We start from the raw sequence: 16,351 nt of genomic DNA, 5'->3' as shown, positions 1-16,351 counted from the left end.
CCCAGGCTTCGATGTTCGAAATGACCAAGATGATCAACGAACACCTGAAGTGATCGTCGACGCGAAGGGGCACCCTGTGCTCCTCGTGTGCGGAGAGCCGGCCTTGCCGGCTCTTTTTTTTGCCCATGCTGTTTGCACCCGGTCCTTTCAGATGTGAGAAACTGAAACAGCACTTCCCCCATCCGAGGTATGACAAGCCAGCCGCCCCCAAGCACCATGCTCTCCCAAGGCAACACGGTACCGTCCCCAGAGGTGCCGCCACTGCCGCTGATGCAGAACAAGGTGGTGCTGGTGATGGACCTGGTGGAATCCGTGAGGCTGATGGCATCGAACGAGGCGTCCGTGGTGTTCCACTGGCACAGCTTTCTTCAGCACGCCCGCGACGAGGTGCTGCCCCGCCACGGCGGACGCCTGGTCAAGAGCCTGGGCGACGGCATCCTGGTCGAATTCGACGAGGTCGCCCCGGCAGCCAAAGCCACGCTCAGGCTGCATCGGTTCTTCGACGAATACAACCGCAGGCGAGACGACGACAGCAAGCTGTGGCTGCGGGCAGGTCTGAACGCCACACACCTGTACGTCGACGACCACGACGTGTTCGGCCACGGGGTCAATCTGGCGGCCCGCGTGGCCGGTCTTGCGGGCCCGGGCGAAACAGTCATCACCGCGAACGTGCACGACGCACTGGTCGATGGCGTCGATGGCGACATGGCGGACATGGGCGAGTGTTATCTCAAGCACTGGCCAGAACCAGTGCGAACCTGGACGCTGTCGCCCCCTTCCGGAACGGGCCTGTTCCTCAAACCCGCTGCCCTGGCCAGACCCGACGACTTCAGGGCCACCATCGCTGTCCTGCCATTCGTCTCGCGGGGCAATGTCGCCGAACACTTCGTCATTGGCGAGTTGCTGGCCGATGGTGTCATCGTGCAGCTGTCGCGCAGCCAGCACCTGCGCGTCATTTCACGGCTGTCGACCTCGGTGCTCAGAGGGCGGGAAGACGCAAACCAGACCGCCAGCCAGCAACTCGACGCCCACTTCGTGCTGTCGGGCAGCTACGTCGCGATGGGTGACCGCGTGCTGGTGACCGCAGAGTTGTGCAACTCGCGAAGCAACGAAGTGATCTGGGCCGACCGGCTGACCGGCGACGTGATGGACGTGGTCCAGCAGGAGAGCGAACTGATCAACGCCCTGGCGTCGACCTGCGCCGACCAGCTGTTGCACTCGGAGGTGCAACGCACCCTGACCCAGGCCCTGCCCCGGCTGGACAGCAGCGCCCTGATGCTGGGCGCGATCAACCTGATGCACCGCTCCACCCGCCGCGATCTCGAGCGCAGCCAGCAGCTGCTGGAGGCCCTGGTGGACCGCCACAAGCGCTCGGTCGCACCCTGGGCGTGGTTGGCCAAGTGGCACATCATGCAGGTGGTGCAGGGCATCGCTCCGAACCCCCAAGAATCATTCCAAAGGGCGATCGACATCTCGGACCGCGCGCTGGACATGGCGCCGGACAGCGCCCTGGCGCTTTCGGTCAAAGGACACGCCATGTGCCACCTGGGCAAAGATGTCGAGGAATCGAACAGGTTGCTCAACGAGGCCACCCATTCAAACCCCAACGACCCGATGGCAAGGCTGTACAGCAGCGTGTGGTCACAGTTGTGGGGAAGGCCCGCAGACTCGTTGCAGGCCGCGCAGGACGCACTCGCTCTATCACCGCTGGACCCGCAGCGGTATTACTTCGAGATGATGCTTGCCAACAGCCATTTGGCCATGGGCAACTACGCGGCGGCCATTGAACTGTGCAAAAGCTCGCTGAGCAAAAACCGGTACCACGCCCCCACGGTGAGGGTTCTCGTGTTCAGCCAATACGAAGCCGGACTCCGTGATGATGCAAGACGGACCCTGGAGTTGCTCTGTCAGTTGCAGCCCGACTTGACGGTCAACCGGTACCTTGCCTCCGGCAACCAGAGCCAAACAAGACAACACGGCGCACGGGTCCTCAAGGCTTTGGGCCTGCCGGAATACTGATCTTCAACACTGAAAACAGGAGGCTCCATGAGCGGTGGGTACAGCGGTGGGTACAGCGGTGGGTACAGCGGTGGGTATAGCGGTGGGTATAGCGGCGGATATGGCTCCGGCGTTGCTCAAGCCATAGATACCAGTCGCGCCGCCATCGCAGGCCCGTTCGACGGCGCGGTGCTCCATCCCGCCACGCCTGGGTTCAACCAAGACCAGAACCTGCGCCTCTGGGCCGACGGTCCGCGGATGACCACCTGCTTTGAAGAACTGGTCGAAGGTCTTTCCGTTACCGCCTCGGCGAGCACCAAACAGGCCGACTTGAAGTTCGCCAACCTCGGCGCGACCACGATCAAGAACCGTACGCTGGTGCAACTGCAAGGCCCGTCAAAGAACCTGCTCAAGCAGCAACTGGATCTGGTCGCGGCCTATGCGGATCTGCGCGGAGACAGGGCCGCCGAGGTGCTGGACCAGCTGACCGCGCCGGTCGGTTACTGGTCGGCCGTGCTGGGTCTGACGGCCCACCGACACAAGAAAACGCTGCAGCTGATCGAGATCGCGCTGGGCCTGTGCGTGCATGTCGAGATGCGGCTCAAACACATCTTTGCGACCCTGCGGCCGGTGGAGCTGTCGCCACAGATCCAGCCCATGATCCCCACGCCGGGACACGGCAGTTGGCCCAGTGGCCACTCTACCGAAGCGTTCGCGGTGGCCACCTTGCTGGAAACGTTCATGGACCAGGCGCGGCCGGGCAAGAACGACGGCCAGCACAGCCGCACGCAACTGCAGCGTCTGGCCGCGCGCATCGCGGTCAACCGCACGGTGGCCGGCGTCCACTATCCGGTGGACAGCGCGGTCGGTCGCCTGCTGGGCACCAGCCTTGGCGAGTTCTTTGTGGCCCGTGCCACCAGCGGCAACGTCCGGCTGCGTGGCTTCGACAGCGACAAGTTCGTCGAGGCGGATGGCGCCCCCAAGGACTTCAAGCTCAGCGACCCCATGGACGCGGGCGCCTACAGCGTGGGCGGCCCGGCGATCCCGCTGCCCCAGGCAGACACCCTGGGCTGGCTGTGGCAGGAGGCCCTGAAGGAGTGGTCATGAGCGGTGTTGCCCAGCCCTGGCTGCCGCTGCCCAAAGGCGAGGTCACGGGCACGGACTGGTCCTTGCCGGGCAGCATCGAGGGCGCCGACCCCTACCTCGCGTGGGCGGAAGCCGACCGCTTTGAAGGTTACCGACTGGGCGAAGGCCTGGCAGCCAAGCCAAATTGGCTGCCGATCATCATCGAACTCCACCCAGGTTTCGGCATTCAGGACCTGCTGCAGGCTTCTGATGTGAAGTGGTTGCAGGTGCCCAAGGCCTACCTGCTGCTGCCAGGGCTTCGCTTCTGCACGGCACGCGCGCGAAAGGGCTTTTTCAAGGAGATGCGAAAGCGCTCGGACTTGGCCGGCATCGTCCGGCGCTTCGAGCTCGGCCTGCCCGTGGAGGAGCACACCGGGCCACTGACAGACCCGGCGTTGCCCGGTGACGCCGCCCCAGCTTGTCCGGAGCGCGTGGGAGGCAAGGTGATCGGCATCATCGATGGTGGCCTGGCGATGGCCAACACCGCTTTCCTGAAGCCCGATGGACAGCCGCGGGTGCGCCACTTCTGGCGCCAGGACGAATTCGACGGTCCGCACGGACCGGGCCTGGGCCGCCGCCTGCGCAGCCGCCTGGACCCTCGACGCGCCGGCCCGACGCCGCCGGTGATGGGCTACGGCCATGAACTGACGGCCGCCGACATCCGCGCCGCCATGGACCGGTTCACGCTGAACGGCTCGGTCGACGAGGACGACCTGTACGACTACCTGCAGTGCTGGGACCTGAAGCACCCGGTCAACCATGGGACGGTGGTGGCGAGCCTGGCCGCCGGCCCCTGGCTGGCCACCGCCCGCATGAGCAGCGCTGCGCACACGCCGGACATGACACCGGCCGACGACGAGGCCAGCCGCGCGCCCCTGATCGCGGTGCAGCTGGACTGGTCCAACGTCATCGACACCTCGGGTGGAGCGATGAATGTCAGTGTGCTGGACGCACTGATGTACATCCTGAACCGGGTGACCGCCGACGCGAGGCTGGTGGTCAACATCAGCTGGGGCACGCTGGCCGGCCCTCACGACGGCACTTCGGTGCTGGAAGCGGCCATCGACCATCTGATCAACCTGTGCATGCCCGAGCAGCTGCAGGTCTTCATTCCGGCGGGCAACGGATACCAGGACCGCACCCATGTGAACCAGACACTGCAGCCGGGGGGTGATCCCGCCGAACTGCACTGGCACATCCAGCCCGACGACCGGACCCAGAGCTTTCTCGAGTTGTGGCTGGGCGACCCCGACCTGCCCGAGGAAGCGCTGCAGGACATCAGCATCGAGGTCACCCTGCCGGGGGGGCAGGTGCTCGGGCCGATGACGGTCGGCCATGCGGGTTGCTGGCCCTCGTCCGCGGCGCCTCAGTTGGCACTGGTGTTTCCGAGAAAAACCGCGCTGGGGCGGCACGGCACCTGCGCCCTGCTCGCTCTGTGCCCGACGGCCTCGCACCACCCCGAAGACCGGCTGTCGCCGGCTGGCGTCTGGCGGGTGAAGGTCCGCAACGGCGGGTTCAACCCCGTCGTGCTGGATGCCTACGTGGAACGGGACGATGTGGCACAAGGCACCCACACCGGTGCCCGCCAGTCCTCCATGCTGGACCTTTGCTACGACACCAGCGGGAACATTGACAGCTTCATCGACCATCCGGACAACCCGACGCCGATCCGGCGCAGCGGCGTGTTCAACAGCATCGGGACCGGACAACACACGGACTCGGTCGGCGGCGTCCGCTTCGCCTCCAGCGCGTTCGACCCGGCCGCACGCTACAGCCCCAGACTGCCTGATCCGGATGCGACCCGCCTGCCCCAGCGGTATGGCGTCAAGAAGGTCCCCGATCGGTTGGCTGTCAGCGACGAAAGCACGGCACTCTGGGGGGTGCTGGGTGCAGGAAGCCGAAGCGGCTCCTCCGTGCGGATGTACGGCACCAGCTGCGCCTCGCCACAGATCGCCAGGAAGCGCCTCTGATTCAGAAAGTCACCAGCGCGCCGGCAAGGCCTTGAGCAGCCAGATCCAGCGCTCGCGCACGGCGATGTAGCCGCCGGTTTCCAGGTCCTTGAGCAGGCGGGACACCATTTCGCGCGAGCACGCCAGGTGCTGCGCCAGTTCCTGATGGGTCAGCCGCTCGCCGAGGCGGCGCTCGCCGGAGGCTTCGGGTTCCTGGGCCAGCTGGTTGAGAAGGCGCGCCAGGCGACCATAGACATCGATGAGGGCCACGTTGCCGGCGCTCTGGGTCGCCAGCCGCGCCCGGCGGATCAGCCGGGCCATGAGTTCCAGCGCGAACTCGGGGTGCTGTGCGATGTAGTTCAGCAGCACCGCCCGGGAGATCACGGAACAGGTCGTTGCGTCGACCGCCTCGACGTTGGCCGATCGCGGGCCACCATCGAGCGACATCTCACCCACATACTCCAGCGGACCGTAGAAGCCCAGGGTCAGCTCCTTGCCGTTGCCATCCCCGAGAAAAGCGCGCAGACGGCCTTGCAGGACGATGTAGATCGTGTCGCCGGACTCACCCTCCTGGATCAGCAGCGCTCCGCTGCGGTAGCGCCGCTGCACGCCCAGTGCTGCCAGAGCCTTGATGTGAGGTGATGGCGCGTCATTGGCAGGAAGGAACGGGGCGGCGGGCATCCAGGCTCATGGTTGTGCAAAATCCATGGCATTGTGAAGCATCGGTGAGATCACGCGCAAGGCGGGCACCACAGGCGGCAGGCTGTGCACGCGCTGCATCATGTTGCGGATGCTGCTGCAACCGGTCTTTTCGCGCAGCGCCTTGATCTGGCTGCGCACGGTGGATTGGGCCACGCCATGTTCGCGCGCGATGTCGGGAATGGTCAGGCCGCGGCACAAGGCGATGAGCACCGACTCTTCGCTGGGGCTCAGGTTCTGGGCTCTCGCGTACATGCGAAGCGCGAGGTTCTCGCAAGCGTTCTGACGCGAGAGCAGCACCAGCACCGACGGTGCATCGAACTCCAGCGGGTGGCTCAAGGGAACGAACGCCATGGACAGCTCTTGTTCGCCTTGCTTGAGCAGCACCAGCCGCCGCTGACCCCGCAGGGCCTGCTCCAGGGCCACCTGGATCTTGGCCGTCAGATCGGTGCTGCGCCCCAGCAAAGCGCGGGCATGGGTCATGATGAGCCGACCCGTGGCCATCTCGTGCCGGGCGAGGTGGTTCGCGTGGCGGATGCGGCCCTGGGCGTCGATCACCAGCAAGCCGTAGTCCACTTCGTCCAGCACACGCAACAACAAGGCCTGTCCGAAGCCCTCATTGCGAGACGGTGGTTCCGCGTGAAAAAAGAGGTCACTGGCGCTGCGTTGGATGGTGGCTTGCATGGTGCTTTCCTCTGTGTTTGGGATGAGGAAAGCTTAGGGACAAGACCCTGTTACAACCCGTGAGCCATTGCCCGACGGTCTGTGATGTATTCACATGCCGCGTTGCCAAAAACCAACAATTCGGACCCTGTCAGCGCGATTTGTTCCGGATCGCAGACAGCGTGCCACGCGTCGTGATGACCTCGGGATCGAGCGTCACCTCGATCACCGTGCCGTTGGGCGCCGCGAGCGCTCGCAGCAAGGCGGGTTCAAATTCGGAGGTGTGGGTGATGCGCTCGGCCGCGTAGCCGTAGGCCCGGGCCAGCGCGCAGAAGTCGGGGTTGCGCAGGTCCGACCCGCTCACGTGGGCCGGGTATTCGCGTTCCTGGTGCATGCGGATGGTGCCGTAGGTGCCGTTGTTGAGCAGCAGCACGATGCTTTTCGCGCCGTGCTGCACGGCGGTGGCGAGTTCCTGACCATTCATGAGGAAATCGCCGTCACCCGCGATGGTGAAGGCGGTGCGCCCGGTGAGGATGGCCGCCGCAATGCCGGCCGGCACACCGTAACCCATGGCGCCGTTGGTGGGCGCGAGCTGGGTCTTGTGGCCCTTGACCAGCCCGGTATACCGAAAGAAGCGGTGCAGCCAGCTGGCGAAATTGCCCGCGCCGTTGGTGAGCACCGCATCGGCCGGCAGGTGACGCTGCAGGCTGTGGATGATGGCCGGCATGTCGATGCTGCCGGGCAGCACGATGCCACCGTTGGCCACGTCCACGTTGGCCTCGTAGTCGGCGTGGCAGGCCTGGGTCCACTGGCCCCAGGCGACACCGGGAGGCGCCGTCAACACCTCCAGACTGCGCGCCGCCGCGTTCATGGTGGCGTGGATCGCCAGCGTGGCCTGGTAGACGCGGTTCAACTCTTCGGCGCTGGCGTGGATGTGCACCAGCTTCTGTTTTGGCACCGGCGCTTCGATCAGCGTGTAGCCGCCGGTCGTGGCCTCACCCAAGCGCGGACCGATGGCGATCAGCAGGTCGCTCTCGCGCACGCGCGCGGCCAGGGCCGGATTGATGCCGAGGCCGATGTCGCCCGCGTAGTGGGGATGGTGGTTGTCGAAACAGTCCTGGAAACGGAAGGCGTTGGCCACGGGCAGTTGCCAGTTTTCAGCGAAACGCTGCAAGGCGGCGGCCGACTGTGGCGTCCAGCCGCCACCGCCAGCGATCACCAGCGGGCGCTGGGCCTGAAGCAACAGTTCGCGCAGCGTGCGCAACGCGCCCGGGTCGCTCCAGGCCTGCACCGGCTCCACACGCGGCAGCGGCTCGGCGTCCACCGTCTGCGTGAGCATGTCTTCGGGCAACACCAGCACCACCGGGCCCGGCCTGCCGTTCATGGCGGTGGCGAAGGCACGGGCGACGTACTCCGGAATGCGGCGCGCATCGTCGATGCGTTCCACGCGCTTGGCCATGCCCTTGGTCGTGGGGCCAAAGAAGCTCAGGTAATCCACTTCCTGGAAGGCTTCGCGGTCGCGCGCGTCGCTGGCCACGTCGCCCACAAAAAGCACCATGGGCGTGGAGTCCTGGAAGGCGGTGTGCAGGCCGATGGAGGCGTTGGTCGCGCCCGGCCCCCGGGTCACGAAACAGATGCCGGGGCGGCCGGTCAGCTTGCCCTGCGCTTCGGCCATGAAGGCCGCCCCACCCTCTTGCCGGTTCGTCACGAACCGGATGCGGTCGGCGTGGGCATGAAAGCCGTCGAGCACGGCGAGGTAACTTTCACCTGGGACCCCGAAGGCGTGGGTCACGCCCTGGGCGATCAGGCATTCAACAAGCAGGTGGCCAGCGATGGGAGAGGTCATGCCGGCATTGTGCCGCGCGCCAGCGTTCAGTTTGTGCGGCGGCCGACACCGATGGCGGCGTACACCGAGACGAACAGTGCGACGGCCGCGCCGGTCAGCGTGAGCGCGTACCAGCCTCGGTCCATGAAGCCGCCGAAGATCATGGGCGACACGGCGAAGCCCACGTCCAGGCCGGAGTACACCGTGCCGTAAACACGGCCGGTCGCGCCCTTGGGCGTGGCTTTCTTGATCATCATGTCGCGGCTGGGGCCACCCACGCCGACGGCAAAGCCGGTGGCGGCGAGTGCCACCATCGTGCCGGTGGCGCCCAGCCAGCCGGTGGCGCAGACCAGCAGCAGCACCGCGCCGGCCAGCATGGCCGCCGCCACCACACGATCGCTTTGTTTGGTGTAGGCCGCCACGAAGCCGCCGACCAGCATGCCGAAGGCGCCGCACAGCATGTAGGCGCTGATGGTGAAGGTGGCCGCTTCCACGCTCACGCCGTAGAGGTTTTTCAGAATGGAGGGCGCGAAGCTCTGCACCACGGCCAGCGTCATGGTGGACAGCAGGAAGAACGAGAAACACCACCACACCACGGGCAGTTTCATGAAGGCAAGGTCCGAGCCCTTGGGCGCGTCGGCGTGGCGCACATGCACTTCGGTGCGCAGCTTGTCGCGCTGCCAGAACAGCAGGGCCAGCACGGCCACATACAGCAGCGCCGCTGCGTGGTACGCGGTGCGCCAGTCAGCGAGCGCGGTGATGCCGACCAGAAACGCCGGCGCCAGCGCCCAGCCCAGATTGCCGGTGAGACCGTGCGCGCTGAAGGCGTGGCCCAGGCGCGGCGCCGACACGCGCTGGTTCAGGATGGTGAAGTCCGCCGGGTGGAAGGGCGCATTGCCCAGACCGGCCAGCGCCGCCACCAGCACCAGGCCCATGTAGCCCGTGGCCATGGACGCGGCCAATGCCGCGAGCAGGAAGCAGGTGATGGCGGCAAACAGCACCGGCCGCGCGCCGATGCGGTCCACCACGAAACCCGCCACGGCCTGGCCCGAGCCCGAGATCACGAAAAAGAGGGTCATGAGCAGGCCGACATCGGAGTAACTCAACCCGAAGTCGCGCATGAACACCGGGAACAAGGGTGCCAGCAACAGGTGCGAGAAGTGCGAGGTGCCGTGGGCCAGCCCCACCAGGCCGATGACGGCGGCGTCCTGCTGGAGCGGTATGGGGTTGGCGGGGGCGGCGGCGGCGGCGCTGAGGGTGGCGGTGTTCATGCGACCCATGTTAGGGTGAGCAGGGAACGGCCGTTTGCGATAAAAAGACAAGTCCTGTCGATTTCCCGCCAAATCACCCTGCCCCGCCCATGAAAGCCCGTCGCCCGATAAAGGCCGTCCCGCTCGGGGACACCGACCCCTTCGAGCCCACCCCCGCGCGGCCGGTGCGTTGTCGGGCGCGCGCCATGGGGCACGACACCCAGTTCGAGCCCCACCACCATCCCTGGGGTCAACTCGCCTGTTGTGCCAGCGGCCTGCTGCAGGTCACGGTGTCCACGCCAGGAGACCCGACCACCAGCACGCCTGCTTTTGAGACCACCACCATCGTGCCGCCGTCGCGTGCGGTGTGGATCCCTCCCGGCGCTCGGCACGCGGTCACCATGCTCGAAGCCTCTCAGTTGCTCACGCTCTACATCGACGCGTCGGTGGTGCACGATGCCTGGCGCCGCTCGCGGGTGCTGGTGGTCTCGCCGCTGCTGCGCGAACTGGTGCGTGGCATGGACCAGCCGCACCACGCCCAGCAAACCGCCCAGCAGCAGGCGCTGGCCACGCTGGTGCTGGCCGAAATGGCGCACGCGCCCACGCAGCCGCTGGGGGTGCCCATGCCCGACCCGCAACACGGCGACCGCCGGCTGCGCGCGCTGTGCGAGGCCGTGATGAACGCGCCCGCGCAACATGCCACGCTGGCCGCCTGGGCGGCGCACAGTGGTGCGAGCGAACGCACGCTTGCCCGGCTGTTCCGGGACGAACTGGGCATGGGCTTCCAGCGCTGGCGCCAGCAGGTGGTGCTGGCCCACGCCTTGCCGATGCTGGCGCGTGGCACGCCCGTCAGCCAGGTGGCCGCGGCCAGCGGCTACGCAAGCGACAGCGCCTTCACCGCCATGTTCCGGGCCGCGCTGGGCCAGCCGCCGACACGCTTCGGGCCGCGGACCGATGCCCGCGTGACCTGATCAGGCTGCACGGGCGGGCAGCACCTCCAACACACGCTCCGTGGGCCGGCACAGGCGCGTGCCCAACGGCGTGACGACGATGGGCCGCTCCACCAGCGCCGGGTGACTCACCATGAGGTCGAGCAATTGCCCGTCGGTCCAGTCGTTGCGGGCCAGGTCCAGCTCGGTGTACAGATCGCCTTTGCGACGGATCACATCGCGCGGCCGCAGGCCCAGTGCCTGGAGCAGGCCAGCGAGTTGCTCGCGGGTGTAGGGGGTCTTGAGGTACTCGACCACCTGCGGCTCAAAACCCGCCTCGCGGATCAGGGTCAGCACGTGGCGAGAGGTGCTGCAAGACGGGTTGTGGAAGATGGTGATGTCGGGATGCATGGGCTTCATGGTGGTGCCAAGGAGGACGCGGGCGAGAGCATAGCGCCTGCTCGCGGTGCAACGTGCCCGCCCATCGGGCACAGAGGAGCCGTCACAGCCCCGTCACAAGCGGCCCGTATCTTGCTGATCAGACGTCACACGCTCAGGGGCATTCACATGATCAGCATCGAACGGTTCGCCAAAACACCCAAAGCCTGGGATGCGCTCGCGCGTCCGGGCCAGATCGGGCGGCAGGCCCACAGCCTGCTGCTGATGGCCAACGGGCGCCGCAGCGAAAGGGAGCTTTCCATGTTGCTGGGGGGCGATGTGTCCGAACTGGCCCACGGACTGCAACAGCAGGGCTACCTGCAACCGATTCCGCTTGTGATGTACAGCGACGTGGACCCGACCCTCAACAGCTGAAGGCGCAGCCGCTCAAAGCCAGCGCTTGAGCAAGCCCATCACCTGGTCGAAGCGCTGGCCGTAGGGGGGGTAAAACAGGCTGCCCATCGCGAACCGCGACTGCACCAACACCGGCTTTTGCTGCGTGAAGCGAAGGAAGCCAGTCTCGCCGTGGTACGCGCCCCAGCCACTTTCGCCCACGCCGCCAAAGGGCAGGTTCTCGTGGGCAATGTGCAGCAGCGTGTCGTTGACCGTCACGCCGCCGCTCACCGTGTGCTGCAGCACGTGGTCGCGCGCGGCGGTGTCGCTGCCGAACCAGTACAGCGCCAGCGGGCGGGGCCCGGCGTTGATCGAGGCGATGGCGTCGTCCAGGCGGTCGTAGGGCAGCACGGGCAGGATAGGCCCAAAAATTTCTTCGGTCATCAGGCGCTGCCCGGGCTGGGCGTTGAACACCAGGGCCGGGTTCATCTGCCGGCCGCTGGCCACTGACTGGGAGGCGCCTGTCTGGATGTCCACCACCCGGGCACCCTGCGCCTGCGCCTCAGACAGCAACGCTTGAAGGCGCGCATGGTGTCGGTCGCTGACGATGCTGGCGTAGTCGGGGTTGCCGGCCAGGGTGGGAAACAGCCGCGCCACGGCCGTGGCAAAGGCCTGTTCGAACTCGGCCTCGCGGCCGCGCGGCAGCAGCACGTAGTCGGGCGCGATGCAGGTCTGACCGGCGTTGAGCAGTTTGCCGTGCGCGATCTTGAGGGCGGCGCTGGTGATGTCGCACGAGGCGTCGATGATGCAGGGCGACTTGCCACCCAGTTCCAGTGTGGTCGGCGTGAGGTTGGCGGCGGCGGCGGCGGCCACCTTGCGGCCCACGGCGGTCGAGCCGGTGAAGAACAGGTGGTCGAACGGCAGACTGGCGAACTCGTGCGCCACGTCCGCCCCGCCCTGCACCACACACAACTCGTCGGCCGCGTAGGCCTGGTGCAACACGGTGGCCAGCAGGGCCGAGGTGTGGGGCGTGAGTTCGCTGGGCTTGATCATCACGTGGTTGCCCGCGGCCAGTGCGGTGGCGGCGGGGCCCAGCGTGAGTTGCAGCGGGTAGTTCCACGGGCCGATGACCCCGACCACGCCCAGCGGCTGGCGCTGGATGTGAGCGCTGGCCGGTTGCAGGTAAAGCGGGGTGCGCACGCGCCGGGGTTTCATCCACGCCGCCAGGTGTTTCTCCAAATCGCCCAGCAGAGCGCGCAGCACGAAGAAGTCGGCCACCTCGGTGAGCCGCGGGGATCGAACCCCAAAGTCGGCCTGCACCGCCTCGGCCAGCGCGGGGCCGTGCTCGTCGATCAAGGCCCTCATGCGGCGAAGCCGATCGCGGCGCAGGGCGATCGGCACCTCGATCTGCGCGCGGCTCGCCTGAAACTGGGCGTCGAAAAGGATCCGCAGGGGAATGTCGGGGGGTGCCAGGGTCATCGTTCCATCATATTGAAACGCTGCGCCCGACGAAAGTACCGCTCTTCCGCTCAGTGCAGCGTCGCTTCCGCGTGGCGAACCCCGTGGCCCGCCTCCGGGGGGGCTTTCAGCAGGACGTTCATGGCCTCGCCCACCACCGCGCGCGTTTCGACCAGTCGCATCCAGCGCTTGCCCACCAGCTTTTCGCAACTGCGCAGGGTCATGGAATGGGCGCGTCCGCCATGGCTGGTGAACATGAACAAGGTGGCGCGGCGGCTGACCCAGACCAGTTCGGCCCGGATCCACTCGCCCCGGGAGTACAGATCCACCAGGCTGCCGACACTCAATTGGGCGATCAGCCCGGTGGCGGGTGCCTCGGCCCCCTGAAGAGCGGCTTCTGCCGTGGCCCCTTCGGCCATGGCGTCGGGAACGGGCGCCGCTGGCGCCTCCGGCGAGCGGTCGTCGTGGGTGTCTTGCAGCGTGTCTTCAAAACCCGCACTGGCCAACTCCTGCGGCGTGAGCCAGGGCTGCTGCGCCGCCTCGGGGCGCATGCCTTTGCCCGCCACACGCTTCACCGGCGTGGCATCCTCTTCCAGGACGTCGAGTGGCGTCAGCCCCGATTGCACGGTGTCGCTTCGGGCGCGCGCGCGCCGCAGGTTGAGCAGCGGTTTGTGCAGCCGGATGAGGGCGTCGAAGAAACTCTGCGTTTCTTCGGCCGGTTTGCCGAGCATGTCCAACCCCGAGTGCAGCGTGCGCAGCAGCCCCGGCAGGGCCTCGAACACCTCTTTGGGCTGCCGCAGGATTTCAGGCCGGACGCTCCACAACAGGGTGCCCACCGCAGAGCGGTAGCCTTTCGGGTCGGGCCCGGCCTCGGGTTCGCGCAGCTCGGCCGAGGCGATCACCAGGGGCCAGGTGACGTACAGAAAGTCCAGCACCGCCTCGGGCACGTTGAACACATCGGGGCGCAGGCTGATTTCCCAGGCCACCTGGTCGGCCAGTTCCTGGCGCGCCTGGGCAAACTGCAGGGCTTGCAGCTGGGCATCGCGTGCGGTTTGCGCCGACGCGTCGCCTTCGAGCCAGCGCTCCCGCAGACGCTCCAGCGCATCGGCGAACGGCTGCTCATCGTCGGTCTGCAGCTCGTTGAGCTGATTGAAGGCCTCTCGCACCGGCTCCGCAAACGCGGCAAAGTCGTCCGCGAACTCGTCGTTGAAGCGGAAACTGCGCTGCGCCACCTGCTCCACCAGGCTCCGGGCCGGATGGTCGGGCTGGCCAAAATACCGCGGCTGCGCCAGCGCCAGGCGCAACAACGCCGGCTCCAGCCCCACCACCGCCTCGCGCACCGGGGCCAGCAACAGGGGGTCGTGCGCCACCTGGTTGACCAGCTTGCGCACCAGCTCCAGCCCGAGGGCCTGGGACACGTTCTGCGCACGTTGCTTGAGTTCAAGGAACACACGCTTGCGCACATGCGCCTGGCCATACTCGCCCCACCGGTCAGCGCGCAGCGGGGACTCGACGGACACGGCGCGGGCCGGACGGTCCACCGCGGGCAGGTTGCGGTACCGCGCCTGCTCGCGCTGGATGACCGCGTCGTCCGGCACAGGGTTCCCCGCGGCGGCACCGACCTGGCGCAACTCCTGGTCGACCTGGTCGTAAAAGCCCTGATCCAGCGGCCTTCCGGAAGCGGCCTTGGGGTCGCTCAGAAAGGCCTGAAAAACCGAACTCCCGATGCGTGACTGCGATCGGCCGAGGGCTTTCATGCCGCCCTCCGCGTCCAGGTCGCGCCCGCCGGCACCCTCCGCACCGCCAGCGTTTCGGCCCCCACCGAAGTGCGGCGTGTCCACGGGCGCGAAGCCGGAAGACGATGACTGCCGACCGGCTTCGGGATCGTCCACGAGCCGGATGCGGTAGCTGGCCTCCTGCACGTTGGCTCGCTGCAACATCAGGGCGATCTGTTCGTACAGCTGCCCGAGTTCACGACCGAGCGGGTGGGCGATGTGACTCAGCCACAGCGAACGCACCGCCACGTCGGATTCGATTTCAGCCATGAGCTCACGCAACTCGCGAACGAACACCGAGGGCCTGAGCGGGTTCTTCTCCACCCGCACCGAATCCAGCCCGATCAGGGAGCTCATGCGCGCGTCCAGCACCGGCAGGGATTGCTCCACCAGGGGCAGCAGGTTCTGCAGGAGGCGGACCGCTTCCAGCGACTCGGTCATGGCCTGATCGTCGACGAGCCGCAGCATGGAAGAGTCGGACAACCCGGCCAGTTGGGTGATGCCCCCTTCGCTGTCGCGCGCCTTGAAGGCCTCGCGCAACCGCCGCGGGTAGGTGCGGATCAGCACCGCCCGGCTTTGCGCCAGGCTCCAGGCCGCCTGGGTCAGCAGCTGTCGCTGGTGACCACCTTCGCTGGCGTTTTCCGAGCCCTGCAACGAGACCGTGGCGGCGTCAATGCAACGCTTCAGCATCTCGGGTGCGCAACGCTCCGCCTCCAGGGTGCATTTGTCGAGCAGGGTCACATGTTGCGGCTTCATCGGAGCGTCTGTTCGGGCGGAAGTTCAGACAAATTGGCAGCTTACTTCCCGCCAGCGTCCAGTGCAAATCGAACCGCAGCAAGCCTTGGAAAGTGGCTGACCTGCACCGGATCGACTTGTGGAATACCGCACACTCTACCAAACCCCTCGCTGCCACCGCAGGGTCTCGGGCCCAGGCCACGGTGTGCCCAGACCCGAGGCCTCAATCGGCGGCCAGCGCCGGCTTGAACTCGAACACCCCGGGGTTGCGAACCGGGTCCACGTCCACCGGGATCACCGACTTGGGCGGGTACTTGCCTTCCAGCAACAGCTTCGAGAGGGGGTTCTCGATGCGCTGCTGGATCGCGCGCTTCAGGGGTCGGGCACCGAACACAGGGTCGAAGCCGACCTTGGCCAGTTCTTCGAGGGCCGCCGGGGCCACCTCCAGGCGCAGGTCCATCTTCTGCAGGCGTGCCTGCAGCGCTTTCAGCTGGATCGCCGCGATGGACGCGATGTGTTGCGCGTCGAGCGCGTGGAACACCACCGTCTCGTCGATGCGGTTGAGGAACTCGGGCCGGAAATGGTCCTTGAGCTCGCCCCACACGGCTTCCTTGATGTCGTCGTAGGGTTGACCCACCATGGCCTGGATCAGGTGCGAGCCGATGTTGCTCGTCATCACGATCACGGTGTTCTTGAAGTCCACGGTGCGGCCCTGGCCGTCGGTCAGGCGACCGTCGTCCAGCACCTGCAGCAACACGTTGAACACGTCTGGGTGGGCCTTCTCGACCTCGTCAAGCAGCAGCACGGAATACGGCTTGCGGCGCACGGCCTCGGTCAGGTAACCGCCCTCCTCGTAGCCCACGTAGCCGGGCGGCGCACCGATCAGGCGGGCCACGGAGTGTTTCTCCATGAACTCGCTCATGTCGATGCGGATCAGGTGCTCCTCACTGTCGAACAGGAAGCCGGCCAGCGCCTTGCACAGTTCGGTCTTGCCCACGCCGGTCGGGCCCAGGAACAGGAAGGAACCGGTCGGGCGGTTCGGGTCGGAGAGGCCCGAGCGCGAGCGCCGGATCGCGTTGGCCACGGCACTGATCGCTTCGTCCTGCCCCACCACGCGGGTGTGCAGCTTGTCTTCCATCACCAGCAGCTTGTCGCGCTCGCCCTGCATCAGCTT

The 16,351-nt window shown here is 66.8% G+C and carries 13 protein-coding genes; 5 read left to right on the top strand and 8 right to left on the bottom strand.

From position 1 onward, the window contains the following. Window positions 1-216 precede the first annotated feature (216 nt). The 3 genes from IV088_RS14465 to IV088_RS14455 are packed head-to-tail and all read left to right on the top strand — an operon-like array spanning window position 217 to window position 5,093. Window positions 217-2,019: a hypothetical protein gene (locus tag IV088_RS14465; RefSeq protein ID WP_291103260.1), complete on the top strand. Its 1,803-nt coding sequence runs from the start codon at window positions 217-219 to the stop codon at window positions 2,017-2,019. Between the two features lie 27 nt (window positions 2,020-2,046). Then, the gene (locus IV088_RS14460) at window positions 2,047-3,105 is read left to right on the top strand and encodes a phosphatase PAP2 family protein (protein ID WP_291103257.1); all 1,059 of its coding nucleotides are present in this window, start codon (window positions 2,047-2,049) and stop codon (window positions 3,103-3,105) included. Continuing rightward, on the top strand, window positions 3,102-5,093 hold the full coding sequence (locus IV088_RS14455) for a hypothetical protein (protein WP_291103254.1): 1,992 nt from the start codon (window positions 3,102-3,104) through the stop codon (window positions 5,091-5,093). Before IV088_RS14460 ends, IV088_RS14455 begins: the two co-directional genes overlap by 4 nt. Before the next feature lie 9 nt (window positions 5,094-5,102). Here IV088_RS14455 and IV088_RS14450 read toward each other — a convergent pair whose 3' ends face one another. The 4 genes from IV088_RS14450 to IV088_RS14435 form a co-directional block, all read right to left on the bottom strand. Then, window positions 5,103-5,753, bottom strand: coding sequence for a cyclic nucleotide-binding domain-containing protein (locus IV088_RS14450; RefSeq protein ID WP_291103253.1), 651 nt, complete (start codon window positions 5,751-5,753; stop codon window positions 5,103-5,105). 6 nt (window positions 5,754-5,759) lie between these two features. Next, window positions 5,760-6,455: a LuxR C-terminal-related transcriptional regulator gene (locus IV088_RS14445; RefSeq protein WP_291103251.1), complete on the bottom strand. Its 696-nt coding sequence runs from the start codon at window positions 6,453-6,455 to the stop codon at window positions 5,760-5,762. 130 nt (window positions 6,456-6,585) lie between these two features. Continuing rightward, the gene (locus IV088_RS14440; RefSeq protein ID WP_291103248.1) at window positions 6,586-8,280 is read right to left on the bottom strand and encodes a thiamine pyrophosphate-binding protein; all 1,695 of its coding nucleotides are present in this window, start codon (window positions 8,278-8,280) and stop codon (window positions 6,586-6,588) included. A 26-nt stretch (window positions 8,281-8,306) separates the two neighbouring features. Continuing rightward, window positions 8,307-9,530, bottom strand: a complete 1,224-nt coding sequence (locus tag IV088_RS14435; protein WP_291103245.1) for an MFS transporter — start codon at window positions 9,528-9,530, stop codon at window positions 8,307-8,309. An 89-nt stretch (window positions 9,531-9,619) separates the two neighbouring features. On the opposite strand from IV088_RS14435, the gene IV088_RS14430 reads away from it, so the two are divergent. Then, window positions 9,620-10,480: a helix-turn-helix transcriptional regulator gene (locus IV088_RS14430; protein ID WP_291103242.1), complete on the top strand. Its 861-nt coding sequence runs from the start codon at window positions 9,620-9,622 to the stop codon at window positions 10,478-10,480. Here IV088_RS14430 and arsC read toward each other — a convergent pair whose 3' ends face one another. Beyond that, on the bottom strand, window positions 10,481-10,849 hold the full coding sequence (gene arsC, locus IV088_RS14425; protein WP_291103240.1) for an arsenate reductase (glutaredoxin): 369 nt from the start codon (window positions 10,847-10,849) through the stop codon (window positions 10,481-10,483). Window positions 10,850-11,005: 156 nt separating this feature from the next. Between arsC and IV088_RS14420 the strand changes: the two genes are divergently transcribed. Then, window positions 11,006-11,251, top strand: a complete 246-nt coding sequence (locus IV088_RS14420; protein ID WP_291103238.1) for a hypothetical protein — start codon at window positions 11,006-11,008, stop codon at window positions 11,249-11,251. Window positions 11,252-11,263: 12 nt separating this feature from the next. Here IV088_RS14420 and IV088_RS14415 read toward each other — a convergent pair whose 3' ends face one another. From IV088_RS14415 to IV088_RS14405, 3 genes are all read right to left on the bottom strand, one after another. Then, window positions 11,264-12,688, bottom strand: a complete 1,425-nt coding sequence (locus tag IV088_RS14415; RefSeq protein WP_291103235.1) for a coniferyl aldehyde dehydrogenase — start codon at window positions 12,686-12,688, stop codon at window positions 11,264-11,266. A 50-nt stretch (window positions 12,689-12,738) separates the two neighbouring features. Further along, complete coding sequence (locus IV088_RS14410; protein ID WP_291103233.1) at window positions 12,739-15,198, bottom strand: DUF1631 family protein; 2,460 nt, start codon at window positions 15,196-15,198, stop codon at window positions 12,739-12,741. Between the two features lie 202 nt (window positions 15,199-15,400). Then, window positions 15,401-16,351, bottom strand: a 951-nt coding sequence (locus IV088_RS14405; RefSeq protein ID WP_291103230.1) for an AAA family ATPase, incomplete at its 5' end; no start/stop codon positions are given.

It is taken from the genome of Hydrogenophaga sp. (assembly GCF_018780075.1).
In the GTDB taxonomy this organism is placed as follows: Bacteria; Pseudomonadota; Gammaproteobacteria; order Burkholderiales; family Burkholderiaceae_C; genus Hydrogenophaga.
The sequence above is the reverse complement of the archived record's forward strand: the minus strand, read 5'-3'. Positions and strand labels throughout refer to the sequence as shown.

Excerpts from the sequence above, each read along its gene's own strand:
- IV088_RS14465 (WP_291103260.1), top strand. The coding sequence starts at position 217 with ATGCTCTCCCAAGGCAACACGGTACCGTCCCCAGAGGTGCCGCCACTG.
- IV088_RS14460 (WP_291103257.1), top strand. The coding sequence starts at position 2,047 with ATGAGCGGTGGGTACAGCGGTGGGTACAGCGGTGGGTACAGCGGTGGG.
- IV088_RS14455 (WP_291103254.1), top strand. The coding sequence starts at position 3,102 with ATGAGCGGTGTTGCCCAGCCCTGGCTGCCGCTGCCCAAAGGCGAGGTC.
- IV088_RS14450 (WP_291103253.1), bottom strand. The coding sequence starts at position 5,753 with ATGCCCGCCGCCCCGTTCCTTCCTGCCAATGACGCGCCATCACCTCAC.
- IV088_RS14445 (WP_291103251.1), bottom strand. The coding sequence starts at position 6,455 with ATGCAAGCCACCATCCAACGCAGCGCCAGTGACCTCTTTTTTCACGCG.
- IV088_RS14440 (WP_291103248.1), bottom strand. The coding sequence starts at position 8,280 with ATGACCTCTCCCATCGCTGGCCACCTGCTTGTTGAATGCCTGATCGCC.
- IV088_RS14435 (WP_291103245.1), bottom strand. The coding sequence starts at position 9,530 with ATGAACACCGCCACCCTCAGCGCCGCCGCCGCCGCCCCCGCCAACCCC.
- IV088_RS14430 (WP_291103242.1), top strand. The coding sequence starts at position 9,620 with ATGAAAGCCCGTCGCCCGATAAAGGCCGTCCCGCTCGGGGACACCGAC.
- arsC (WP_291103240.1), bottom strand. The coding sequence starts at position 10,849 with ATGCATCCCGACATCACCATCTTCCACAACCCGTCTTGCAGCACCTCT.
- IV088_RS14420 (WP_291103238.1), top strand. The coding sequence starts at position 11,006 with ATGATCAGCATCGAACGGTTCGCCAAAACACCCAAAGCCTGGGATGCG.
- IV088_RS14415 (WP_291103235.1), bottom strand. The coding sequence starts at position 12,688 with ATGACCCTGGCACCCCCCGACATTCCCCTGCGGATCCTTTTCGACGCC.
- IV088_RS14410 (WP_291103233.1), bottom strand. The coding sequence starts at position 15,198 with ATGAAGCCGCAACATGTGACCCTGCTCGACAAATGCACCCTGGAGGCG.